The sequence below is a fragment of the Streptomyces sp. NBC_01537 genome, from assembly GCF_045040445.1.
GTDB lineage: Bacteria > Actinomycetota > Actinomycetes > Streptomycetales > Streptomycetaceae > Actinacidiphila.
This window is the reverse complement of record NZ_CP109392.1, coordinates 2,095,271-2,118,430: the sequence shown is the minus strand read 5'-3', so window position 1 is coordinate 2,118,430 and position 23,160 is coordinate 2,095,271. Positions and strand designations below refer to the sequence as shown.

17 protein-coding genes are annotated in these 23,160 nt (G+C 70.9%); 8 read left to right on the top strand and 9 right to left on the bottom strand.

All coding sequences use genetic code 11. The annotated features are described in order from the left end of the window. Nucleotides 1-13: 13 nt before the first annotated feature. Nucleotides 14-808, bottom strand: a complete 795-nt coding sequence (locus tag OG607_RS09815) for a S1 family peptidase (protein WP_405721337.1) — start codon at nucleotides 806-808, stop codon at nucleotides 14-16. A gap of 278 nt (nucleotides 809-1,086) precedes the next feature. Continuing rightward, nucleotides 1,087-3,942 (bottom strand): AAA family ATPase, encoded by a 2,856-nt coding sequence (locus tag OG607_RS09810; RefSeq protein ID WP_405721334.1) that lies wholly within the window; start codon nucleotides 3,940-3,942, stop codon nucleotides 1,087-1,089. Between the two features lie 345 nt (nucleotides 3,943-4,287). On the opposite strand from OG607_RS09810, the gene OG607_RS09805 reads away from it, so the two are divergent. Beyond that, nucleotides 4,288-5,169, top strand: coding sequence for a hypothetical protein (locus OG607_RS09805; RefSeq protein ID WP_405721331.1), 882 nt, complete (start codon nucleotides 4,288-4,290; stop codon nucleotides 5,167-5,169). A 110-nt stretch (nucleotides 5,170-5,279) separates the two neighbouring features. After that, nucleotides 5,280-6,971, top strand: coding sequence for an AMP-binding protein (locus tag OG607_RS09800; RefSeq protein WP_405721328.1), 1,692 nt, complete (start codon nucleotides 5,280-5,282; stop codon nucleotides 6,969-6,971). Between the two features lie 12 nt (nucleotides 6,972-6,983). On the opposite strand, the gene OG607_RS09795 is transcribed toward OG607_RS09800, so the two are convergent. Further along, the gene (locus tag OG607_RS09795) at nucleotides 6,984-7,562 is read right to left on the bottom strand and encodes a hypothetical protein (RefSeq protein ID WP_405721325.1); all 579 of its coding nucleotides are present in this window, start codon (nucleotides 7,560-7,562) and stop codon (nucleotides 6,984-6,986) included. 232 nt (nucleotides 7,563-7,794) lie between these two features. Between OG607_RS09795 and gcl the strand changes: the two genes are divergently transcribed. After that, a complete protein-coding gene (gcl, locus tag OG607_RS09790) occupies nucleotides 7,795-9,582 on the top strand; it encodes a glyoxylate carboligase (RefSeq protein WP_405721322.1) in 1,788 nt (595 codons plus the stop codon). On the opposite strand, the gene OG607_RS09785 is transcribed toward gcl, so the two are convergent. From OG607_RS09785 to OG607_RS09770, 4 genes are all read right to left on the bottom strand, one after another. Further along, nucleotides 9,579-10,124: an EF-hand domain-containing protein gene (locus OG607_RS09785; protein ID WP_405721320.1), complete on the bottom strand. Its 546-nt coding sequence runs from the start codon at nucleotides 10,122-10,124 to the stop codon at nucleotides 9,579-9,581. The two genes, gcl and OG607_RS09785, sit on opposite strands and share 4 nt — an antisense overlap. A 216-nt stretch (nucleotides 10,125-10,340) precedes the next feature. Then, nucleotides 10,341-11,078, bottom strand: a complete 738-nt coding sequence (locus OG607_RS09780) for a hypothetical protein (RefSeq protein WP_405721317.1) — start codon at nucleotides 11,076-11,078, stop codon at nucleotides 10,341-10,343. Nucleotides 11,079-11,192: 114 nt separating this feature from the next. After that, nucleotides 11,193-12,080, bottom strand: coding sequence for a 2-hydroxy-3-oxopropionate reductase (locus tag OG607_RS09775; RefSeq protein WP_405721314.1), 888 nt, complete (start codon nucleotides 12,078-12,080; stop codon nucleotides 11,193-11,195). Next, nucleotides 12,077-12,907, bottom strand: a complete 831-nt coding sequence (locus OG607_RS09770; RefSeq protein WP_405721311.1) for a TIM barrel protein — start codon at nucleotides 12,905-12,907, stop codon at nucleotides 12,077-12,079. Before OG607_RS09770 ends, OG607_RS09775 begins: the two co-directional genes overlap by 4 nt. 355 nt (nucleotides 12,908-13,262) lie before the next feature. On the opposite strand from OG607_RS09770, the gene OG607_RS09765 reads away from it, so the two are divergent. The 5 genes from OG607_RS09765 (at nucleotide 13,263) to OG607_RS09745 (ending at nucleotide 17,615) form a co-directional block, all read left to right on the top strand. After that, a complete protein-coding gene (locus OG607_RS09765) occupies nucleotides 13,263-14,837 on the top strand; it encodes an amino acid adenylation domain-containing protein (protein WP_405721309.1) in 1,575 nt (524 codons plus the stop codon). Next, nucleotides 14,834-16,111 (top strand): hypothetical protein, encoded by a 1,278-nt coding sequence (locus tag OG607_RS09760; RefSeq protein WP_405721307.1) that lies wholly within the window; start codon nucleotides 14,834-14,836, stop codon nucleotides 16,109-16,111. The genes OG607_RS09765 and OG607_RS09760 overlap by 4 nt, the downstream gene beginning before the upstream one ends. A gap of 19 nt (nucleotides 16,112-16,130) precedes the next feature. Continuing rightward, the gene (locus tag OG607_RS09755) at nucleotides 16,131-16,898 is read left to right on the top strand and encodes an enoyl-CoA hydratase (protein WP_405721304.1); all 768 of its coding nucleotides are present in this window, start codon (nucleotides 16,131-16,133) and stop codon (nucleotides 16,896-16,898) included. A gap of 43 nt (nucleotides 16,899-16,941) precedes the next feature. Further along, complete coding sequence (locus OG607_RS09750; RefSeq protein WP_405736665.1) at nucleotides 16,942-17,193, top strand: hypothetical protein; 252 nt, start codon at nucleotides 16,942-16,944, stop codon at nucleotides 17,191-17,193. 65 nt (nucleotides 17,194-17,258) lie between these two features. Further along, a complete protein-coding gene (locus OG607_RS09745; protein WP_405736662.1) occupies nucleotides 17,259-17,615 on the top strand; it encodes a helix-turn-helix domain-containing protein in 357 nt (118 codons plus the stop codon). 207 nt (nucleotides 17,616-17,822) lie between these two features. Here OG607_RS09745 and OG607_RS09740 read toward each other — a convergent pair whose 3' ends face one another. Beyond that, nucleotides 17,823-18,677 (bottom strand): immunity 49 family protein, encoded by an 855-nt coding sequence (locus tag OG607_RS09740; protein ID WP_405721301.1) that lies wholly within the window; start codon nucleotides 18,675-18,677, stop codon nucleotides 17,823-17,825. Then, nucleotides 18,655-23,124, bottom strand: coding sequence for a toxin glutamine deamidase domain-containing protein (locus OG607_RS09735; RefSeq protein ID WP_405736660.1), 4,470 nt, complete (start codon nucleotides 23,122-23,124; stop codon nucleotides 18,655-18,657). The genes OG607_RS09740 and OG607_RS09735 overlap by 23 nt, the downstream gene beginning before the upstream one ends. Nucleotides 23,125-23,160: the final 36 nt, after the last annotated feature.

The following is a 23,160-nucleotide window of genomic DNA, read 5'->3' as shown; positions in this document are numbered from 1 at the left end:
GCCTGACGGATCGTCAGGAGTTGATCTGCGTCGTCACCAGTGACGAGAAGGTCGTCAGACGGGTGTAGACGCCGGGGTAGCCGGCCTCGGCGCAGCCCTCACCCCAGGAGGTGATGCCGGCGAGGACGCCGCCTATGAGCAGCGGGCCGCCGCTGTCGCCCTGGCAGGTGTCCACGCCGCCGGAGGTGTAGCCGGCGCAGACCATGTCACTGGCGATGAAGTCGGAGCCGTAGGAGCTCGCGCAGCTGGAGTTGGAGACGATCGGAACCGTCGCGGTCCGCAGCTGGTTGGAGGAGCTGCCGTTCTCCGAGGTGGTGCCCCAGCCGATGATGCGAGCGGTGGTGCCGGCCGCGTAGATGCTGGTCTGGCTGGAGGAGACGTACGAGGCCGTGGTGTACGACATCGCGGTGGACAGGGTCAGCACGGCCACGTCGTCGCCGTTGGTGGCGTCGGTGTAGCTGGGGTTGATCCAGATCTTGCTGACCTTGCTGACGGTGCCGTTCGTACCGCTGAGGTACGTACGGCCGCCGACGACACGGACGCTGCTCGTGGTCTCGCCGACCATACAGTGGGCGGCGGTGACGACCTTGGTGGAGGAGACCAGCGTGCCGCCGCAGAACTGATTCTGGGAGGCGTCGGTGATCTGCATCATGAACGGGTAGGCGGTGGTCGTGGTGGTCGAGCCACCGACGATGCTGGCGTGCACATCGGCCTGGGCGGCCGATGCGCCGACCAGGAGGGCGGCGGACGTCGCCGCGGTCGCGAGGACCGCGGCGACGGCCTTGCCCGCACGGGTAAGGCTGAACATGTGGAACTCCTCAAAGAATGCCGGTGGGGGGAGCGCGCGGCCCTGCGGGTGTGGGGGGAAGTGGTGTTGCAACCACGCGCACGGCACGGCAGCCGTCGACGCCATTGCCGTCAACTGCCGTGTTTGAAGAGGTTGTTGTTACTGTGCGATCCTCAAGTTAGGGGTGGCCGAGCCACGCCCCCAATGAGGGAACCCCCTTGCGGGGGCCGGATAGGGATAACCCTCGGTTAGGTTCCGGTCACTGAAGTCGCATCAGGCTGACCCGACATGACGTGACGTCAGCCCGCCGCCCGCCGCTTCGCCGCCAGCCGGACGATGTCCACGCGGGACCGGATCCCCAGCTTCCGGTACACCCTGGTGAGGGTGGCCTCGACCGTCTTCACGCTGATGAAGAGCGTCGCCGCGATCTCGCGGTTCGTGGCCCCCTCCAGGACCAGCGCGGCGACCTGGCGCTCCATCGCGGCGAGCGTACTGAAGTCGGGGATCCCCTGGTCCCCGCGGGCCTCCGCGGGAGCCGGCGCCGACGCCTCCGCCGTCCCGGCCGGTGCGGGGGAAGCCGGACCCGCGCCGACCAGCTCCAGCCAGGGCAGGGCCTTGGCCCGTTTGAAGATGCGCGCGGCATCGTTCAGTGCGGTACGGGCGGCGGCCGGATTGTGCCGTTCCCGCTCGACCCGGGACAGGGCGAGGGAGGCCCGGGCCTCCTCCAGCGCGTAGCCGAGCGCGCCGAGCCTGTCACGGGCGTCCGTGAGCAGCGCCGCGGCACCGTCCAGGTCACCGCGAGCGGCCCTGACCAGCCCTTCGGAGCGGTCGAGGACCGCGAGGATGCTGGCCCGGCCCAGCCGGGTGGCCGGGATGCGGGTGGCGTCGATCACGGCCTGAGCCTCGTCCAGCTCGCCCACGCGCACCAGCGCCTCGGCGAGGTCGCCGTGCCAGCGGTCACGCGAGGGATCGGTGACGCCCATCTCCCGCTCCAGCTCGCGGACCCGGCGCAGGGTGTCGACCGCGCCCCGGTGGTCCGCGCCGACCAGCTGGGCGTGGCCCAGCGCGCACAGGGCGCGGGAGAGGTACGACATGTCCCCGTAGGCCTCGGCCCGCCGTACGCCGTCCTGGGCGAGCGACAGCGCCCGCTGGACACTGCCGCCCGAGGCCTCGGCCAGAGCCGCGTCCCGCAGGGCCGGGACCTCGTACATCCCGGTGTCCTCCACCAGCCGCAGGCCCTCGCGGGCCAGCTCCAGCGCGGTGCCGCAGCGCCCGGACCGCAGCTCGGTCTCGGCGAGCCCGCGGGCGAAGACGATCTCGCCCTCCACCGCGCCGCGCCGCCGGGCCTCGCTCAGCAGCCAGGTGATCGTCGCCCGTGCCTCGTCGAGCTGGTCGCTCATGTGCAGGATCCGGAAGCGGATGTACTGCGGGCCGTTGTGGTGCACGGCCACCTGCGGGTCCTGCGGCTCGGCCGTGGCCAGGGCCAGGGTCGCCTCGGCGTCCGGGTGACCGGACAGTGCCTCGTTGAGTGCCTGGAAGCTCAGGGCGAACAGCTCGGTGCGCCGGTCGCCGGCCTCGGCCGCCAGCCGGGCGGCCCGGCCCGCCTCGGCGGCGGCCTCGGCCATCGCGCCGTCGATCAGGAGGATCCGCCAGGCGAGCTCGTAGCGTACGAGGGCCTGCAGCCCGGGGTCGTCGCCCGCGTCGGCCAGGGCCTGCGGATAGATGTCGTCCACGTCGGAGAGCGAGTGCTCGACCGAGGCGATCACCACGATCCAGGCCCGGACCCGGTCGGCGGGGCTGGTGGCGGTGACCAGCACATCCCGGGCGATGGTGCCGGCCAGATCGGTCTCACCGGCCCGCAGTGCGTGGTCGGCGGCGTCGAGCCGCCGCAGGTTGGCCGTGTCCGCGTCGCCGAACGGCGTGTGGCGGGCGGCGAGCAGCCCGAGCTGGGCCGCGACCCCCGGGGCCCCGCGCTCGGCGGCCACCACCGCGGCCTCGGCGAGTCCGCTGGCGACCAGCTCGTCCCGGCCGGGGGTGGCCAGCGCGAGGTGGCGGGCGCGTTCGATGACATCGGAGGCCGCCTCGGCGAGCGCGGCGTGCGCGGTGCGCCGGTCCTCCTGCAGGGCCTCGGCGTACAGCGCCGCGGATATCAGCGGGTGGGCGAAGCGGACGACGCCGTCATGGTCGGTCTCGACGAGCCCGAGGGCGGACGCCACCGAGATCTCGGCCTCGGCGTTGGTCCGGCCCGCGCTGCGCAGCAGCGACAGGGTGGGACGGGCGCCCGCGCAGGCGATCAGCAGGGTGCGGCGGGTCTCGGCGGACAGCATGCCGAGCCGGTTGAGCACCAGCGTGCGCAGCGAGGTCGGCACCGGCAGCGGCTCACCGGGCCGGGGCGGGGTCTTGCTCTCGGCCAGTGCCCGGCCCAGTTCCAGGGCGAAGAGCGGATTGCCGCCACTGGTGCGGTGGATGTCCCGCTGCACCGCCCGGGGCAGGTCCGCGTGCCCGCGGTCCGCCAGCAGCTCCGACACCTGTGCCCGCGACAGCGCCGGGATCTGCAGCGTCAGCGCCTGCGAGGGGAAGGCGCGCACATACCGGTCGTGGTGATCCTGCGGATCCCCGTCCGTCCGTACGGCCCCGATCATCCGCACCGGCAGCCCGCTGACCCGGCGCGCGGCGAAGGCCAGCAGCTCGGCGCTGGCCGGGTCCATCCACTGCAGGTCGTCCACCACGATCAGCACCGGCCCCCTGGCCGCCAGCGCGCGCAGCACCGACAGCACGGCCAGCCGCAGCGCGAGCCCGTCCCGCTGCTCCGAGGACTCCCCGCGGCCGGTCAGCGCAGACTCCAGCGCCGCCCGCTGCGGTGCGGGCAGCACATCGGCCACCTCGTCCGCGACCAGGCCCAGCAGATCGACCAGGGCGAGGAACGGCAGATGCGATTCCGACTCGGTCGCCGAACACCTCAGAACCGTGGTCCCGTCCCCGGCGAATTCAGCGCCGAGCGTTCGAACGATGACGGACTTGCCGATGCCCGCCGGCCCGTACAGCAGCACGCTGCCGCCCTGGGACAGCTGCCCGCGCGCACGCGAAAGCACATCGCCACGCCCGATCACCTGGTCAGGACGGGGTCTGGCCGGCACGCCGAAGCCTTGCTCCACTGGGTAGCCGCTCCCTCCGGTGTCGTGTTCGGACAATGGTATGCAAAGGAACAGCAGGTGCGGACGACTACGGTATCCCTGGGTAATTACGGAAGCGCCGGGATTTCGTCTCGATTGCGGCGCGGCCGTTGTGGGCGCCTCCCTGTGACGGACATCTCCCCCCACCTCGCCCCATCCCGCCCCGTCCCGGAGCCCCCTGCCGCCGGCATCGCCGCGGCGCTGGTCCGATCGGATGATCTCGAACCCGTACCCCGTGTCGCTCGCCCTCTTTGTGGCCTTATCTGTCAGATCGTCATCACATATGACGGTATGACAAATCCGTCCTGGCTATGAAGGAGTACTCAAGTGAACGCTCGCTCGGGGACTATTGCCCTCGCAGCCCTGGCCTTCGGAGGGGCCGCGCTGCTGACCGCCGCGCCGGCCGTCGCGGCGCCCGGTGACAACGGGACCGTCGACATCCGGGAGGTCGGCAGTACGACAGCGGCGCCGACGCAGGCGGCGGCCGGCGTCTGCAACTTCTACCTCGACGCCACAGGGTTCGAGACTGTGACACAGGCCACGTGGCAGATCGCCGCCGACCCGGCGCAGCCGGGCGGTGAGACCCGGTCGGGCACCGTCTCGCTGACCAACGGGGCCGGTGTCACGGCCGCGGTCACGCCGCAGCTGCCCAACGGCACCTACAAGCTGACCTGGAGCTTCCTGGGTCAGGAGCTGGCCGGCAAGGAGAAGTCCTTCCAGGTCGCCTGCCCCGCGAACGCGGATGAGACGACGACGGACCAGGCGCCGACCGCGGGCCAGCCGCTCGCCGACCAGCCCGCCGCGCTTCAGCCCGCCGCCAACACGCAGGTGGCCGACCAGGCTCTGGCCGCCGACGACCCCGGTGCGTCGGAGCAGTTCGGCGACGACGGGAGCCGCTACGGCGACGACGGCGGCGACAGCGGCCGTGGCGGCGGCGACTGGGGTGACGACAACGGGGGTGGTAACAGCTGGAGCGGTGACAACTGGGGCGATGACGAAAGCGGTTATGGCGGAAGCCACCACAGGAAGCAGCACGGCTCCCACCACTTCTGGCCGAACAGCGGTCCCCACACCGGTCTCGGCGGTTCCATCGCGGCCGCCGGTACGGGTGAGATCGCCGCGGGCGCCTTCCTCGCGGCCGGCGCCCTCGCCGGTGGCGGGCTGCTCGTGATCCGTACGGCGCGCCGTCGCCGCAACCGCGTGGCCTGACCGGCGACCGGTTGTAGCTACCCCCCGTCGCATGCGGCGGGGGGTAGCGCGACTCGTGTCGCGGGAACGAGGATGCTGCGAGACGGTCCGCGACGAAGAGGACGGCACCCATGGCGGCAGGCAGCGCGACGACCGACGGGTTCCGGGCCGCCCGGGACTTCCTGCTCGCCCACCGTGAGGACTACGCCACGGCGTACGCGGGCTTCAGCTGGCCCCGGCCCGCGCACTTCAACTGGGCACTGGACTGGTTCGACATGATCGCCCGGGCCGACGGGACCGCTGACCGGCCCGCCCTGTGGATCGTCGAGGAGGACGGCGCCGAGACGCAGCTGACCTTCGCCGAGCTCTCCGCCGGCTCGAACCGGGTCGCCAACTGGCTGCGCGCGCAGGGCGTACGCCCCGGCGACCGGATCGTCGTCATGCTCGGCAACCAGGCCGAGCTCTGGGAGACCGCGCTCGCCGCGATGAAGCTGCGAGCCGTCGTCATCCCCGCGACCCCCCTGCTCGGCCCGGCCGACCTCGCCGACCGCATCAGGCGCGGCGGGGCGCGGCATGTGATCGTGCGGTCCGCCGACACCGCGAAGTTCGACCGCGTGCCCGGCGACTACACCCGCATCGCGGTCGGCGGCGCCCCGCAGGGCTGGACGGCGTACGAGAACGCCTACTGCAGCCCGCACACGTACGAGCCCGAAGGACCCACGGCGGCGGGAGAGCCGCTGATGCTCTACTTCACCTCGGGCACGACGGCGAAGCCGAAGCTGGTCGAGCACACCCATGTGTCGTACCCGGTGGGCCACTTGGCGACCATGTACTGGATCGGGCTGAAGCCTGGCGACGTCCATCTCAACATCTCCTCGCCGGGCTGGGCCAAGCACGCCTGGAGCAATCTCTTCGCGCCCTGGAACGCCGAGGCGACCGTGTTCATCCACAACTACACGCGCTTCGACGCGGGACGGCTGATGGCCGAGATGGACCGGGCCGGCGTCACCAGCTTCTGCGCCCCGCCCACCGTGTGGCGGATGCTCATCCAGGCCGACCTGAGCGCCCTGCGCACCCCGCCGCGCGAGGCCGTGGCGGCCGGTGAGCCGCTCAATCCCGAGGTCATCGAGCATGTGCGCCGCTCCTGGGGGCTGACCATCCGCGACGGCTTCGGCCAGACCGAGACCGCCGTCCAGGTCGCCAACACCCCCGGCCAGCCGCTCAAGACCGGCTCCATGGGCCGGCCGACCCCCGGGTTCGAGATCGCGCTGCTCGACCCGAGGACCGGCGAGCCCGCCGACGAGGGCGAGATCAGCGTGTCGCTGGCCGCCGCCCCCGTCGGCGTGATGACCGGCTACGCGGGCGACCCCGAGCGCACCGCCGAGGCCATGGCCGGCGGCTACTACCGCACCGGCGACATCGGTTCGCGCGACGCCGACGGCTACATCACCTATGTCGGGCGCAGCGACGACGTGTTCAAGGCATCCGACTACAAGATCTCGCCCTTCGAGCTGGAGAGCGCCCTCCTCGAACACGAGGCCGTCGCCGAGGCCGCGGTCGTCCCGGCCCCCGATCCGGTCCGCCTCGCCGTCCCGAAGGCGTATGTCGTCCTCGCCGAGGGCTGGAAACCGGACGAGCGGACGGCGAGGGCCCTCTTCGAGCACTCGCGGGCCGTGCTGGCGCCCTTCAAGCGCGTGCGCAGGCTGGAATTCGCCGACCTGCCCAAGACCGTCTCCGGCAAGATCCGCCGCGTCGAGCTGCGCGAGCGCACAGCCGCGGGGGACACGGGCACCGAGTATCGCGAGGAGGACCTCAGGCCCTAGGGGCTCTGCCTCCTAGTTCTGGTTCCTGGCCGCGAGGCAGAGGACGTACTTCGTGTGGCCCTGCTCCGCGCGGTACGCGGCCGCGGTGGCGGCGTACTGGTCGCAGCCGGAGGTGTCAGTGGTGTCGTCGAGCCTGGCGATGACCTCGTAGTCGGCGTTGGCCGAGCCGCAGTCGACGATCGCGACGTCGGGGAAGAACTCGCTGCCGCTGTTGTGCACGCAGTCGCCCGCATCGGCGAACCCGGGGTCGTCGTGCAGGAAGAAGACGAGCCCCCCGACGATCGCGACGGGCAGGAGCAGGCCCAGGATCACGGGGCGCGCGAAGAGGGACCTGCCCGGGTCGGCGGGGGTGCCCGGGGCGCCGGGGAGGGGCTCGGCGAGGCGGTTGACCTTGGCGCGCTGGAAGAGGTTCGCCACCATCGTGATCGGGTTGATGATCAGTGAGGCGATGCCCCACCAGCCTTGCCAGAGGCTGTCGCCGGTCATCTTGCGGTGAGCCGCTATGCCGCAGCGGCGGCAGAACGGGCCCTTGAGCTTCAGGAACCGCATCACGATCAGCATGCCCTGATGGCCGCGCATGGTCGCGTTCACGGCAGGTATGGAACCGCAGAAGCGACAGACCGGGGCCTGGCCCTGATCGGTCTGAACGGGCGGTGTGGTCACGGAAGTTCCCCGTTTGGTGTGAGTGGTCTGTGTGATTTCCGTCAATCCGGAGCACGCACCCTAGCGCCTCCTGCTTGACGCTGTGTGCGGGGCGGCCTATGTTCGAAACAGTTCCATATAGCAGAAGTTAGTTTCCGCAATACGGAAAGATGGTGACCGAATGCCTCGTATGACCGCCGCCCGCGCCGCAGTGGAGATCCTGAAGCGCGAGGGCGTTGACACCGCGTTCGGTGTGCCCGGCGCCGCCATCAACCCCTTCTACGCCGCGCTGCGGGCATCCGGCGGGATCAGCCACACGCTCGCCCGGCACGTCGAGGGCGCCGCGCACATGGCCGAGGGCTACACGCGGACCGCGCCCGGCAACATCGGCGTCTGCGTCGGCACCTCGGGCCCAGCCGGCACCGACATGATCACCGGGCTCTACTCGGCGATCGCCGACTCGGTCCCGATCCTGTGCGTCACCGGCCAGGCCCCGACCGCGGTGATCCACAAGGAGGACTTCCAGGCCGTCGACATCGCCTCGATCGCCCGGCCGGTCACCAAGGCCGCGACCACGGTCCTGGAGGCCGCCCAGGTCCCCGGGGTCTTCCAGCAGGCCTTCCACCTGATGCGCTCCGGCCGCCCCGGACCGGTCCTCATCGACCTGCCGATCGACGTCCAGCTGACCGAGATCGACTTCGACCCCGGGACGTACGAGCCGCTGCCGGTCTGGAAACCGGCCGCCACCCGCGCCCAGGCCGAGAAGGCGATGCGGTTCCTGCTGGAGTCCGAGCGCCCCCTGATCGTCGCGGGCGGCGGCATCATCAACGCCGACGCCGCCGGGCTGCTGGTCGAGTTCGCCGAGCTCACCGGCACCCCCGTCATCCCCACCCTCATGGGCTGGGGCGCCATCCCCGACGACCACGAGCTCAACGCCGGCATGGCCGGCCTGCAGACCTCGCACCGCTACGGCAACGCCACCCTGCTCGCGTCGGACTTCGTCCTCGGCATCGGCAACCGCTGGGCCAACCGCCACACCGGCAGCCTGGACGTCTACCGGCAGGGACGGAAGTTCGTCCACGTCGACATCGAGCCCACCCAGATCGGCCGGATCTTCCCCCCGGACTACGGCATCGCCTCCGACGCCGGGGCCGCGCTGGAGCTCTTCGTCCGGATCGCCAGGGAGCTCAGGGCCGAGGGCCGGCTCCCCGACCGCACCGCGTGGGCCGCCGCCGCGCAGGAGCGCAAGGCCACGCTCCAGCGGCGTACGCACTTCGACGACGTGCCGATCAAGCCGCAGCGCGTGTACGAGGAGATGAACCGCGCCTTCGGCCCGGAGACCCGGTACGTCACCACCATCGGGCTGAGCCAGATCGCCGGCGCGCAGCTGCTGCACGTCTACCGGCCGCGCCACTGGATCAACTGCGGCCAGGCCGGTCCGCTCGGCTGGACCGTCCCCGCCGCGCTCGGCGTCGCCACCGCCGACCCCGGGGCACAGGTCGTCGCGCTGTCGGGGGACTACGACTTCCAGTTCATGCTCGAAGAGCTGGCGGTCGGCGCGCAGCACCACATCCCGTATGTGCACGTCCTGGTGAACAACTCCTATCTGGGCCTGATCCGTCAGGCCCAGCGCGGCTTCGGCATGGACTTCCAGGTCAACCTGGAGTTCGAGAACATCAACTCCCCGGAGCTGGGCGTCTACGGCGTCGACCACGTCAAGGTCGTCGAGGGCCTGGGCTGCAAGGCGATCCGGGTCACCGAGCCGGATCAGCTGCTGCCGGCCTTCGAGGAGGCCAGGAAGCTCGCCGCCGAGTACCGGGTGCCGGTGGTCGTCGAGGCGATCCTGGAGCGGGTCACCGACATCTCGATGAGCGGCACCGACATCGCGAGCGTGCGGGAGTGGGAGGAGATCGCCACGGAGCCGGGGCACGCCCCGACTGCGGTCCTACCGCTGGTCCAGCCGGTCTAGAGGGGTCCGAACAGCCAGTTGCCCGGCGCCTCCGGGTCCGTACCGATGTAGTAGGCGCGGATGGCGGCGACCAGCTCCTGCGTGCTCAGCGTGCCGTCGCCGTCGGTGTCGATCCGGTTGAAGGCGGCCGAGATGTCCGAGACCGGCGTGTTGAAGGCGCGCTGCAGAACCGCGAACTCCTCCCGCCGCACCTGGCCGTCGCCGTCCGTGTCGCACAGCTCGGCGACAGCCTCGGCGCACGGATGGAAGACCGGATCGAAGCCCGGGCCCTCGATGAAGGCCTTGGTCATGCCGTGCTCGTACTCCGCGGAGGAGATCCGGCCGTCGCGGTCGGTGTCGGCGTACGCCGCCAGCTCCGCCCAGACGGCCTCTAGCCGTACCGCGACCGCTTTGCCCTTGGGCGAGGTGGGGGACTGCCCGAAACCGCGGATCAGCCGTGCGCCGACGTCCTGGAAGTCGGCGCGCTCGGCATATCCGGTGCCGGCCGTGTCCAGGCGGGCGAAGGACTTGTCGAGCTTGCGCTTCAGCAGTGCCGTAGACATCGCTGCGTCCGTCCTCAGCTGAGTAGGGGATCGTGTCCGATCCTCTCCCGGGTACGGCGGACGCGCGACCGGAGGTGCTACGCACCGTGACGCCTAGGCCCTGTCCGGGCGATCATGGCCGGGCCTGCGACGCCACAGCGACATGGGCCGCTGGCGCGGCGGGCGGCACCGCGCCGGACGCCGCGGCCTGTCCGAACCTGATCGCCCGGACAGGGCCTAGGACCGCGGTCGCGGGTGGGTCCTGATCAGGGAATCCGCGGCGTCATTGACCGGCTGCGGGGTGCCGGTGAGGTCCATGACGAACAGCGGTACACCCAGTTGGTCGGCGCGCATCCGGGCGTCGTGCGCGTAGCCCGCCAGGGAGAAGAAGGCTCCCGTGGAGTCCTCGTTGAGGCAGTTCAGCCACAGGCACTCGATGTCCCGCAGCCGGGTGGGCTGCGTCGTCGGGTCGATCTGGGCCACCATCCCGTCCCCGCGCAGGTCGATTCCGTTGGCCGCCCGCTCGGACGCGATCCGTACGCCCGCGTAGCCGAGCCACTTCAGATACTGCGCGGCGGCGGTGAGCGCGTCCCGCGCGGTACGGATCGTCACCGGGTTGAAGGGCGGCCGCACAGCCGCCGGTGACTCCTCCGGGTCTCCTTCGGCCGCGGTGGCCGGCAGCGGCGCCGCCGTGCCCGCCGCCTCGGGCAGCGCCCGGGTGTCGACCGGCAGCCGGATCACCGCCCCGCACTCGCAGCCGTATTCCGGCTGCGGCCACTGGTCGTTGCGCCCGCAGTCCGGGCACCGCATTCCCACCCATGAGTCGTCCCACGACCGGTGCCGGACCTGAACCGGCACGCCCCCGCGCAACAGCGGCAGTGCGAGCGGCGTGCCGCACGCACAGGGAAAGACGGGGGCCGTGTACGTGTGCGGCCGGCGACAGGCCGGACACCGTACGGGCACGCTCTCTGCCATGTTTCGGGCTCCCGGGCGGGGCTGGGGCTGGCATACGCATCCATGCTCTCGCATCCGCACCCGAAACGCCCGCGCTGCGGGCGAGTTGGGGCACCCCGAGCCCCGAGCTCTGGGTTACGCGCCCGACAGGCGTTCCACGCCGCGCAGCAGCGCGCTGTGGTCCAGCCCGCCGTCGCCCTGGGCGCGCAGCGAGGCGACCAGACCGGCGACGACCGCCCCGACCGGGAGGGCCGCGCCGACGTTGCGGGCGGCGTCCGTGACGATGCCCATGTCCTTGTGGTGGAGGTCGACACGGAAGCCGGGGGTGAAGTCGCGGGAGAGGAAGTTCTGCTTCTTGCGGGCCAGTACGGTCGAGCCGGCGAGGCCGCCGCCGAGGACCTCCAGGGCGGCGTGGAGGTCCACGCCCGACTTCTCCAGGAAGACCACGGCCTCCGCACAGGCCTGGATGTTGACGGCCACGATCAGCTGGTTGGCCGCCTTCACGGTCTGGCCGGAGCCGTGCGGGCCGCACAGGACGACCGTCCTGCCCAGCGCGTCGAAGATCGGCCGTGCCTCGTCGAAGTCGGCCTGCTCGCCGCCCACCATGATCGACAGCACCGCCTCGATCGCCCCGGCCTCCCCGCCGGAGACGGGAGCGTCCAGCACACGGATGCCGTGCCCGGCGGCGGCCCCGGCCAGGTCGACCGAGGTCTGCGGGGTGATCGACGACATGTCGATCAGGAGCGCGCCGCTCCTGGCGTTGGCCAGAATCCCGGCGTCGCCGTACGCCACGGCCTCGACGTGCGGGGACGCCGGGACCATCGTGATCACGACGTCCGCGTCTTTGACGGCCTCGGCGACTGAGGCGGCTGTCGTTCCGCCGTTCGTGGTGAGCCGGTCGAGTTTGTCCTGCTCAAGGGTGTAGCCGGTGACGGCGTAGCCGGCCTTGATGAGGTTCTCGGCCATGGGGGAGCCCATGATGCCGAGGCCGATCCAGGCGACGCGGGGGAGTGCGGTGCTCATGCTGTTCCTCCTTGGCGCCAGCCGAAGCCGGCGGAACTGCCGTCGGGGCCCGGCTTGTACTCCAGGCCGACCCAGCCGTCGTAACCGGACTTGCGCAGGCGGCCGATGAGATCGGCCAGTGGCAGGGCGCCGGTGCCGGGCGCGCCGCGGCCGGGGTTGTCGGCGATCTGGACGTGGCCGGTCCTGTCGGCGAAGCGGTCGATGACGTCGGCGAGGTCCTCGCCGTTCATGGACAGGTGATAGAGGTCCAGGAGGAAGCGCGCGTTGCCGAGGCCGGAGAGGGCGTTGACCCTGTCGACGACCTCTATCGCGGCGGGGGCGCTGACCAGCGGATAGCGGGGGGACTCGGGCCGGTTGAGGGCCTCGACGAGCAGCACGGCCCCGATCCGGTCGGCGGCGCGGGCCGCGAGGATCAGATTCTCCAGGGCGAGCCGGTCCTGCTCCTCCTCGGAGACGCCCTCGACCCGGTTGCCGTAGAGCGCGTTGAGCGCACGGCAGCCCACGGACTCCGCGAAGTCCGCCGCGACCTCGATGTTGGCGCGGAAGCGCTCGGATTCCTCGCCGGGGACGGAGAGCGCTCCCCGGTCGGGGCCGGGGAGCTGTCCGGCGTAGAAGTTCAGGCCGACGAGCTGTGTACCGGCATCGGTCAAGGCCGCGCGCAGGGCGTCGAGTTCGGACCGGGCCGGAACGGGGGCGTCCGGCCAGGGCCACCAGAGCTCGACCGCGTCGAAACCGGCCGCCGCGGCGGCTGCGGGGCGCTTCAGGAGCGGGAGTTCCGTGAAGAGGATCGAGAGGTTCACATCGAAGCGCGTGTCGTTGAAGCCCACTCGATGCTCCTTCCGTATTGCGGAAAGTGAATTCTGCTTAATGGAAGGCTGAATCAGCCGGGCGGCGATTGTCAAGAGCCGTGCCGCCACGCCACCCGCTGGCAAGTCCGCCTTTTCGGACGTGAGTGCGAATGACTGCGTCGCTGATGGTGGCCCCGCTCGCGGCTGACGCGCTGGCCCGGCGGCCGGCCAAGCTGGCCGAGTCCCGACGCAAGGCCATCTACCGCCCGCTCCTCGGCTGTCCTTACGCTTTCAACCAGAGGGGCCAGAGTGCTGTCTGGGGCTGGCGATACAGCTGTGCCCACTGTGACCGACGGCCGTTTCTTCCGTTCCGCGTTCGTTCCACCCACCCCACATGGAGGAACACGACGTGCTGCATCAGGAGTTGGCATCAGCGCTGCGCTTTGAGCGCGGACCGGCGCAGCCGGTCCCGTACGCGCGTATCCACCAGGCCTTCGAGCACCACGCCGCCGCCGACCCGCACGCGGTCGCGGCCGAGCACCAGGGCACGGCCATCACCTACGGCGAGCTCAACCGGCGGGCCAACCGGCTCGCCGCCCGGCTGGCCGCGACCGGCGTGCGCCCGGGCGACAACGTCGGGCTGTTCGTCCGGCGCTCGATCCCGATGCTGGTCGGCCTGCTGGCCACGCTCAAGGCGGGCGCCGCGTACGTACCGCAGGACATCGGCGTCACCCCCGAGGAACAGCTGCGCCACATCATCCGTACGGCCCGGACGAAGGTCATCCTGACCCTCGCCGAGCTGGCCGACCGCATCCCCGTACCCGAGGGCCACCGCCTCATCGCGGTGGACCGGGAGACCGGCTCCCACCACCGCCCGGCGCCCGACTTCGTGCCCGCGCGGGCGGTCGCGCCCGACGACGGCTGCTACGTGCTGTTCACCTCGGGCACGACGGGCCGGCCGAACGGTGTGACCGTCACCCACCGCAACGTGTGCAACATCCTGCTCACCGAACCCGGCAGCCTGGGCATGGGCCCCGGCACCCGGGTCAGCCAGATCCTCAACATCGCCTTCGACATGGCCGCCTGGGAGATCCTGGGCGCCCTCGGTCACGGCTCCACGCTCGTCATCCGCGGCAAGGACATCGCCGAGGCCGTCCGTACCGCGGACGTGGTCATCGCGACGCCGAGCGTGCTCAGCCGCGTCGATCCCGCAGGCTGCACCCGGGTGAAGGCGGTGGCCGTGGCCGGAGAGCCGTGCCCGCGGCCACTGGCCGACCGGTGGGCGGGCATCTGCGCGTTCTACAACTCCTGCGGGCCGACCGAGACCACGATCGTCAACACGATGGAGCGGCACCATCCCGGCAAGCCGCTGCTGACGATCGGGCGGCCCACCCCCAACAACACCGTGTACGTCCTCGACGGGCGCGGGCGGCTCTGCGGCCCCGGCGAGACCGGCGAGATGTGGGCGGGCGGTGACTGCGTGTCGGCCGGGTACCTGGACAACCCGGCACTCAACGCGGAGCGCTACGCCCCCGACCCCTTCCTCGGCGGCGGCCGGATGATGTTCCGGACCCGCGACCTCGGCCGCTGGACGGCCGACGGCGAGCTGGAACACCTCGGCCGGACCGACGACCAGGTCAAGATCCGCGGTTTCCGGGTCGAGCTCGACGCGGTGTCGGCGGTCCTGGAGTCGGTGCCCGGGTGCGTGCGCGCGGCGACGCTGAAGCTGGACGACCGCACGCTGGTGTCGTTCGTGTCGGGGGCGGGCCTGTCGGGGGCGGGCGTGGACCCGGAGGCCGCGCGGGCGGCGGTGGCACGTGCCCTGCCGTACTACTGCGTACCCGATGCCGTGCACTCTCTGGGAGCGCTCCCGCTCACCGGACGCGGCAAGATCGACAAGGCCGCCCTGCTGAGCCTGGCCCTCGCGGGGGCCGTGGGAGCCGTGGGGGTCGTGGGGGCCGCCTCATGACCACGGCCGAAGAGCTCTCCGCCCCCGCGAGCACCGGCGCCGGGTTACCGCCGCTGACCGCGCTCCCGCGCCGGATCCTCAAACACCCGCGCCTGATGCACTACAACCGCCTCATCGCCCTCGTCCTCGCGGCGAACCTCGCGCTGCTGGCCCACGCCCTGCCCGGCGGCATCGCCACCGCGTCCCTGTCCAGGGCCGCGCTCGCGAACTTCGCCCTCGCGATCGTGATCCGCCAGCAGTACGTCGTCAATCTCCTCTTCCGCCTTGCCACTTCGGCCCCCGTCCACTGGCCGCTGCGGATCCGCTGGACGCTGGCGAAGGTCTACCACTTCGGCGGTCTGCACGTCGGCGGAGCGCTCGCGGGCACCGCCTGGTTCCTCGGCTTCGTCGCGGCCCTGACGGTACGCGGCGGCTCCGCCGGCGCGCTGACCCTCTCGTACGCGATCGTCGCCCTGCTCACCGGCATGATCGCCACCGCCCTCCCCCCGCTGCGTGCCCGCCGCCACGACCGCTTCGAGCGCACCCACCGCTTCGGCGGCTGGGCCGCCCTCGCCCTGCTCTGGCTCCTGCTCGCCCTCACCGCCGGCCCGGCGGAGCTGGCCGTGCTGGCCGTCCTCACCTTGAGCGTCGCCCTGCCCTGGCTGCGGCTGCGCCGGGTGCCGGTCGACATCGAACGGCCCTCGTCCCACGTGGTGCTGGCCCGCTTCGACTACGGCGAGACCCCCTTCGCCGGGTCCTCCACCGCCGTCAGCCGCCACCCCCTCCTCGAATGGCACTCCTTCGCCAACGTCCCCGCCCCCGGCAGCACCGGCTTCCGCCTCACCATCTCCCGGGCCGGCGACTGGACCGGCGCCCTCATCGACGACACCCCCTCCCACCTCTGGGTCAAGGGCATCACCACCGCCGGCGTCGCCAACATCGAGACCCTGTTCAGCAAGGTCGTCTACGTCGCCACCGGCAGCGGCATCGGCCCCGTCCTGCCCCACCTCCTCGCCCGCGAGGTCCCCGCCCACCTCGTCTGGGCCACCCGCAGCCCCCGTACGACCTACGGGGACGGACTCGTCGACGAGATCCTCGCCGTCCAGCCGCAGGCCCTCATCTGGGACACCTCCGAGCACGGCAAGCCCGACATGGTGCGGCTCGCGCTCGCCGCGTACGCCGAGACCGGGGCCGAGGCCGTCATCTGCATCTCGAACAAGAAGCTCACCTGGCAGGTCGTGCACGGCCTGGAGCGCCGCGGCATCCCCGCGTACGGCGCGATCTGGGACTCGTGAACCTCGTGGAGGAGGTCTGATGAACACCCTGAAGATCGAACGGCACGACCGGGTCGTCACCGTCACCCTGCACCGCCCCGAAGTGCTCAACGCGCTGAGCGCCGAGCTCATGACCGAACTCACGGACGCGCTGCGGCCGTTGGACCGCGATCCCGGCGTCGGCTGCTTCGTCCTCACCGGCTCCGAGCGGGCCTTCGCGGCCGGCGCCGACATCAAGGAGATGGCCGACCGCACCTTCCCCGAGATGTACGCGGAGGACTACTTCGCCGGCTGGGACGCCTTCGCCGCCCTCCGTACGCCCAAGATCGCCGCCGTGGCCGGCTACGCACTCGGCGGCGGCTGCGAGCTCGCAATGCTCTGCGACTTCGTCATCGCCGCCGACACCGCCCGCTTCGGCCAGCCCGAGATCAAGCTCGGCGTCATCCCCGGCATCGGCGGCACCCAACGGCTCACCCGCCTCGTCGGCAAGGCCAAAGCCATGGACCTCATCCTCACCGGCCGCCTCATGGACGCCACCGAAGCCGAGCGCTCCGGCCTCGTCGCCCGCGTCGTCCCCGCCGCCCGCCTCGCCGACGAGGCCGCCACCGCCGCTGCCGCCATCGCCTCCCACGGCAAACCCGCCGCAATGGCCGCCCGCGAGGCGGTCGACCGAGCCCTCGAGGTCGGCCTGCGCGAAGGCGTCCTCTTCGAGCGGCGGCTCTTCCACGCCCTGTTCGCCACCGACGACCAGAAGGAGGGCATGCGGGCCTTCCTGGAGAAACGCCCCGCCCACTTCACAGGCCGGTAGCCCGGTCCTCGCACCATGCGCCCACGGCTACCGTGGACCCATGGTGCGACTCAGACTGGAATTCACGACCGAGCCCTTCGACCTCGACGAGGCTCCCCAGCACGCCCTCGTCGCGCGCGAGGTCGTGCAGACCGCCGAACTGGACGCGGTCGACGTCGGCCCCTTCGGCAACACCGCCGAAGGCACCGTCGACCAGGTCGTGGCAGCCGTCGGCGACGTGCTGCGACGCACCCTGGACGCAGGCGCGACGCGCGTCTCCCTGCAGGTCAACGTCATCGGGGAGAGCGACAAGTGACCGGGGCTGGGGCTGGGGCCGGGGATCACCCGTTCAGCGCGGCGATCAAGCCGCTGGCCGACGCGATGGGCGCGGAGCTCATCGCGCCCGCCGATGCCGGCGGCGATGACGTCGTCCTGAGCTGGGAGGGCCACGAGGTCATCGCCGTACGGCTGCCCCACCTCGCCGACTCCCTCGACCACATACTCGCCGACCTCCAGCGCCGGCACGGCAAGGCCCTGTCCGAGCTCGACCGCAAGGAGAAGCAGACCGTCGTCCGGATCCTGGAGGAGCGCGGCGCCTTCTCGGTCCGGCACGGCGTGGAGACGGTCGCCTCGGCGCTGGGCGTCAGCCGGTTCACCGTCTACAACTACATCAATTACACCAACGAGCAGCGGGCTAAGGCGCGTGGGGGCGACGAGCAGTCGCGGCAGGGTGACTGACGTAACGCAGCGCGACTCAGCTGCAGCCCGACACCTGGGTGTGGAGCTACGAGACGGAAGCTCTCTTCCAGGAGCTTCTGGACAGCGATGCCCCGCCCCCATGCACGTCCACGAATTCGACATCGGCTACCTGGTCTACGCGTGGCTGCCGTCCGGCAGCCGGGGATGGGCGTAGCGGCTGCGGACCTTGCGTGGTGGGGGCGGGGGCTACGTGGCGAACTCGCCGACCCAGTCGCCGTTGACGAGGTGCTGGGGCATGTAGTCGGATTCGACGTCGATGGTGAAGCCGGTGAGGAGGGCGAGGCCGGTGACGCCCATGGGGGCGAGGGCGATGAGGCCGTCGGAGTGGAGTGCGCGTTCTTCGGTGCGGGTCCAGTAGTCCTTGTGCCATTCCAGGGCCTGGGCGAGTTCGGTGTTGAACCTGTCCTGGTTGCCGCGGACCAGCTGGGTGAGCAGGTTCATGGGCGGATACATGAGCTGGAGCACGGCCGGGGGTGCCGTGTGACGGAGGGCGTCGGGGTCGGTGCCTTCGACTGCGGCCACGAGCTTGTTGCCGAGTTCAGGGCGTTTGAGCCAGTACGCCTGGAGTGCTTCCACCCAGTGGTAGATATAGTCGTCGAAGACGGCTCCGGACTGCCGCATGAGCGAGACCGGCACCTGGCACAGCTCGGTCATCCGCCGCTCCTCGCGGCCTGTGCAGGCAAGCCAGAATGCTGTGAGCCAGTTGCCCGCGTGGGCCCAGGGGCGGGCGCCTGATCGGATGGTGCGCTTCTGGTGGTTGATCAGGCACTCGACGGTGTCGGTGGTCGCGAGCGCCGACGTGAAGAGGGCGGAGCCCACCTGCATGGCGGTGACGAAGGATTCCCAGGTTTCGAGCTTGTCAGCCGTCGCATCCTCGGAACACCGTCTGTTGAAGACGGTGAGCGCGGAACCCAGAGCCATGGTGAACCATTCCGGGCTGTCCTCCAGGTCATTGATCTCGCCCTGCAGATTTTTTTCCAGTGCTCGCAGGATCCTCTCCAGATACCCGGTCGGGTAGTCATGGCGTGGAACTTGGATCATTTTCCTTCTCTTCTTCCGTCCTGACGTCGAATTCCTTCATCAGGTATCCATTGTGCTGCTCACCGTCGGGGCTTCCCTTGACGAGAACGTACTTCACCCGACCGTTCTTCAGTGCTTCGCGCAACTCTCTTGCCAACTCGATTTCGGCTTCGGCTCTCTCCATGGCTGCTTCGGCCTTCGCCGGATCGGTTTCTGAAGCCGCGGCAGCGAGATCTCTGTTTCCGCGGGTCGTCATTTCATGCAAGATTACCTTGAAGTACTCGCGAGTGCCCTGCTTGACCTGCGGGACGGCGGGACTCGGAGAGGCCTCCCCGCCTGTCTCATCTGTCTCACCTGTCTGATCCGGCTGTTCCGGATCGGGCTGTTCCGGATCCGGCTGCTGCGGATCGGGGTCTCCTGACGGTGTGAGTCCCTTGCGTTCGCCGAGATCCGCTTCCAGCGATCCCTTGGCCTCGACGACAATGAAGTCGAAGTCCTCGTCCGGACTTCGCCATACCTGGTCGAATCTGTTGTTTCCGGAGCCCCGGTTGTCGATTCGCGTGGCATCCGGAAAATTCTCGGGGATGGCGTGAAACTCGGCTACCTCGTCGCCGTAGCTCTCGCTTGCCCTGGTCATTTCTCCGTGCAGTGGGCTGTGTCTTTCGTCGGCCTCCGTAAAGGCTTGTTCGTTTTCGGGAGATTGGTCGTCCTTAAGGGCGTCCTGCGCGGCCTTCCTTTCTCGGTGCGGTTCCCGGTCGGCCTCGATTGCCTGATGGCGCCTCTCCGCGGCCTCGTCGAGCCGGTTGAGATTCTCCTCGGTTACGCCCTTCCCGCGTTCCCCTTCCCTGGTCTCGGATTCTTTGTAGGTCTCCGTTTCGGCCGGCGGGACATCGCTCGCCGCCATCCACGGGTTCTGCGGATCCCCGGTGGCCCGCAGTATCGGCAGCAGATGCCCGTTCTCGTCCCGTTGCTCTGTGCTATGGCGATGCCCGTCCGCGGCCCGGTAGTACTTCCCGAACCAATTGGGATCGGAGTTTGCCTTGGCGACCTGCCTTTTGACCCTTTCCCTGACGTCCTCGGGGTCACTCGGGCCGACGCCGGCGGGTTCGGCGGGAGCGCGGCGCTCGTCATGCGTGCCGGACGGTTGGAGCGCGTCGGTGTTCACGGGGCGGCGGTCGGGGTCGAGGGGGATGGCGAAGACGCCGTGCGTGCCGTCGTAGAGGGGTTTGTTGCTACGGGCGCCGGTCAGGGGATCGACGTAGGTGATCCGGCCGTTGTGGTTGACGACGTTCCATGCGTGGGAGCGGCCTGCCGAGTCCTGGGTGATGATCGAGGCCTGGGAGCCGTGGCCCTGGAGGCGGAGGGTCTCTTCGAGGCGGTTGTACGCGTCGGGGCCGTCGCCGTAGTCCGAGTACTTGGCGCCGAGGGCGTTCTCGATGCGGTCGCGGCCGTTGGCCTCGCCGCGGTCGGAGGGGGTGCCGTCCGGGTTGAGGTCAGGGGTGCGCGGGGCGGCGACGGTGGGGTTGCCGGAGTAGCCGTCGATGAAGGAGAGGGAGCCGTCGGGACAGTTGTTGGCGCGGCCGGGTTCGTTCCGGTTCTGGCCGTTGAGGTTGTTGAGCCAGTCGCCTTCGTTGGGATCGGGATGGCGTTGGGGGGTGCCGTCCTCGTTGTGGGGGAAGGAGTCCAGGAAGGCCCGCTGATCGACCGGGTCGGGGTGGAGGACACCGCCGGGGACGTCGTACGGGCGCGAGTCCGAGGCGGGGGCAGGGACGGTGCTGGTGTCGGGGCGCTGTTCCACTGCTGAGCGGTCGTCCGGCGTGGGGGCGTGGCCGGACTCGGTTGCCGGGGTGTGCCGGGTGGTGTCCGAAGGGGTGTCCGGGGCGGTGTCCGGACTGGTGGGCCTGCCGTACATCAGCGGGCCGTCGCCGAGCGCGTTGGCGATGTGCTGTGAGATGTTCGCGCTGCGGTTGGCCGGAATGCTCTCGCGCTCGCCCCGTGGAAGGGCTGCCGGTTGTTCGGACTTCGGTACGACCTGGTCAGTGCGGAGCGGCTGACGCGCCTGCTGGTCATTGGGGTCGCGCGGGAGCAGGCCGCCGGGGTGGGTGTTGAGACTGTCGGTGAGCGGCTCGGCGGTCTGAGGGGTGGTGTGCGGCTGGTGAGGACCGGTGGGTTGGCTGTCGGCGCGTGATCCGGCCGGGTCGTTCGGACGTGCCGGTGCGTCCCGCCGGGGGCCGTCCAAGCGGGGGTTGTACGGGCGTGACGTTTCTTCTCGCCGGGGGCCGTCGAGCCGCCGGCTGTCCGGGCGGGTGGCTGCTTCCTGGCGCGAGACGTCGTGAATGGGGCCGTCGCGGGGCGGAGCCGGCTGGGCGGGCCGCTCGGTGGGGCGAGGCCCGGTCGGGGCGGTCGGGCTGCCGGCACGGGTGGGAGTGGTGGTGGGAGCGGACTGCCGGGGGATCGGGCCAGGGGCGGCGGCCATCGGGCCCGGCGTCTGCGGGGCGGCCGTCTGACTCTGCGGGGCCTGGGTGGGCGAGTCAGCGGGGAGCGTGGACGGGCGGGGTGCGGTGACGGTGGCGCCGCCCTGGATGTTCAGGGAGTCGTCGTCCTGGTGGTGGCGGGGAGCCGAGTCCTGGTGGGGCGAGGCGGCGGGGCTTCGGTCGGGCGCGCCGATGTGCGGGGCGGACGCGGGGGCGGGGGTGGGCGCATGCGGGGCGGACGGGCGGGTGGGGCTCTGGCTTCCGTCACCGTTGTTGCTGGTCCCGTTGTTGTTGCTCGGCTCGCCGGGGTTGCTGGGGTTGCCCGGGTCGCTGCGCAAGGGGCTGGGCCCGGGGTGCGTAGTGGGCTGGGCCGGGGTGTCCGGGCGTGTGGCGTCGGGGGCGTGGGTGCCGCCGTCCGGGCGTACGGAGTCCGGGGCGGGGGCCGGGGCCGGGCCGGCGTCGGGTGTGGTGCGTGGATCGGGGCTGGAGGCGGGGGCAGTAGCGGGGGCGGGGTCCGGGCGTGAGCTGTCGGGCGTGGGGGCCGGGTCCGTGGCGGGGCCCGGCCCCGGGGTCGAGCGCGGGTCCGTGGCGGGGGAGGCGTCCGGGGTGGTCGTGCGCGGGTCTGTGGCGGGGGAGGCGTCGGGGGTGGTGGTGGCCGGGTCTGTGGCGGGGGAGGCGTCGGGGGTGGTGGTGGCCGGGTCCGTGACGGGGGAAGCGTCGGGGGTGGTGGTGCGCGCGTCCGTGGCGGGGCTCGGACCCGGGGCCGAGCGCGGGTCTGTGGCGGGGGAGGCGTCGGGGCTGGTGGTGGCCGGGCCCGTGGACTGGGGCGGGTCGGCGGCCGAACGGTGGTCAGAGACGGGTGTGGTGCTGTCCGGGCGCGTTGTGTCGGGGGCGGAGGAACCGTCGTTGGTGGGCGCTTGGTTCCGGCTCTCGTTGTACTGCTGGGTGCCTACGTCGAATGGGCTCGGGGAGCTGGACGGGGCGGTGTCGCCGGTTGACGTGGGAGCCGAGCTGCGGGTGGTCGAATCCGGCGTGGCCGTGGTGGGGGAGGGGCTGGACGTGGAAGGCGCTGACGTTGAAGGCGAGGATGGGGACGTGGTGTTGGGAGAGGTGTCGGATCTCGTCGATGATTCGCCGGAGGACGGCTGCGCTTCCGGCGAGGAGTCGTTGCCGGGGGACTGCGACGTCGAAGCGCCGTCGTCGGACGACGGGCGGTTCGACGGTGAGTCCGGGGTGCCGCTGTCCGAGTCCCCGCCGTCCGTCTGGCCTCCGGTCGCCGCGGTCCGGGCGTGGTGGCCGGCCTTGCCTGCGGCGCCGTCGCGGAGGGCTTCACCGAAGGTGTTGGCCGAGTTCTTGAGGGCGTCCTTGCCGGCCGAGATGCCTTCGTCGGCGGTGCGGCTGAGGTCGTAACCGCTCTGGGCGCCGAAATTCTGGTTGACGGTCTGGGCGATGATGTCGGAGACCATGGCCTGGAGGGCCGAGACGAAAGGTTCCTTGGCGGTCTCGAGCACCGCGTCCCACAGTTGTTTGGCGACCTCTTTGATGATCTTGCGACAGATCATGCGGGTGGTGGCCACACCGGCGGCGGCGCCCAGTTCGGAGAGGCCGAGGGTGAAGGGCGCGGATGCCTGGGCGGCGATGATCTCGACGGCCAGGATGATGATCTGGGCGATCACCGCGATTTTCATGCCGATGACGAGGTATGCCGCCGCCTCCAGCGTGAAGGCGATCATCTCGGCGCCGCTGCGGGCGTCGTCGAGGTAGCCGGAGTTGCCGGAGAACTTCTCCCAGGACGTGGTGAAGCCGTCGATGGAGTCGCCGAAGTTCTCCGACGTCACGTTGCCGGCCGCGACGACGCCGCGTACCTGAAGCGAATCGACGTTGGCGGCGAACTGCCGCCAGACGTTGGCGCATTCGAAGAGCTTGTCCTCGTCTGCGGTCGGCCAGTCGAAGCCGAGCATTTCCAGGACCCACTCCAGTGAGTCCGGCAGCATGATCACGGTCGAATCCCCCGTCGATACGCGTGATGA

What these genes read in the sequence shown, in the direction of transcription:
- gcl (WP_405721322.1), top strand. Translation starts at nt 7,795, where the DNA reads ATGCCTCGTATGACCGCCGCCCGCGCCGCAGTGGAGATCCTGAAGCGC.
- OG607_RS09800 (WP_405721328.1), top strand. Translation starts at nt 5,280, where the DNA reads ATGGCGGCAGGCAGCGCGACGACCGACGGGTTCCGGGCCGCCCGGGAC.
- OG607_RS09775 (WP_405721314.1), bottom strand. Translation starts at nt 12,080, where the DNA reads ATGAGCACCGCACTCCCCCGCGTCGCCTGGATCGGCCTCGGCATCATG.
- OG607_RS09780 (WP_405721317.1), bottom strand. Translation starts at nt 11,078, where the DNA reads ATGGCAGAGAGCGTGCCCGTACGGTGTCCGGCCTGTCGCCGGCCGCAC.
- OG607_RS09755 (WP_405721304.1), top strand. Translation starts at nt 16,131, where the DNA reads ATGAACACCCTGAAGATCGAACGGCACGACCGGGTCGTCACCGTCACC.
- OG607_RS09735 (WP_405736660.1), bottom strand. Translation starts at nt 23,124, where the DNA reads ATGCTGCCGGACTCACTGGAGTGGGTCCTGGAAATGCTCGGCTTCGAC.
- OG607_RS09815 (WP_405721337.1), bottom strand. Translation starts at nt 808, where the DNA reads ATGTTCAGCCTTACCCGTGCGGGCAAGGCCGTCGCCGCGGTCCTCGCG.
- OG607_RS09740 (WP_405721301.1), bottom strand. Translation starts at nt 18,677, where the DNA reads ATGATCCAAGTTCCACGCCATGACTACCCGACCGGGTATCTGGAGAGG.
- OG607_RS09760 (WP_405721307.1), top strand. Translation starts at nt 14,834, where the DNA reads ATGACCACGGCCGAAGAGCTCTCCGCCCCCGCGAGCACCGGCGCCGGG.
- OG607_RS09785 (WP_405721320.1), bottom strand. Translation starts at nt 10,124, where the DNA reads ATGTCTACGGCACTGCTGAAGCGCAAGCTCGACAAGTCCTTCGCCCGC.
- OG607_RS09765 (WP_405721309.1), top strand. Translation starts at nt 13,263, where the DNA reads ATGGAGGAACACGACGTGCTGCATCAGGAGTTGGCATCAGCGCTGCGC.
- OG607_RS09745 (WP_405736662.1), top strand. Translation starts at nt 17,259, where the DNA reads ATGGGCGCGGAGCTCATCGCGCCCGCCGATGCCGGCGGCGATGACGTC.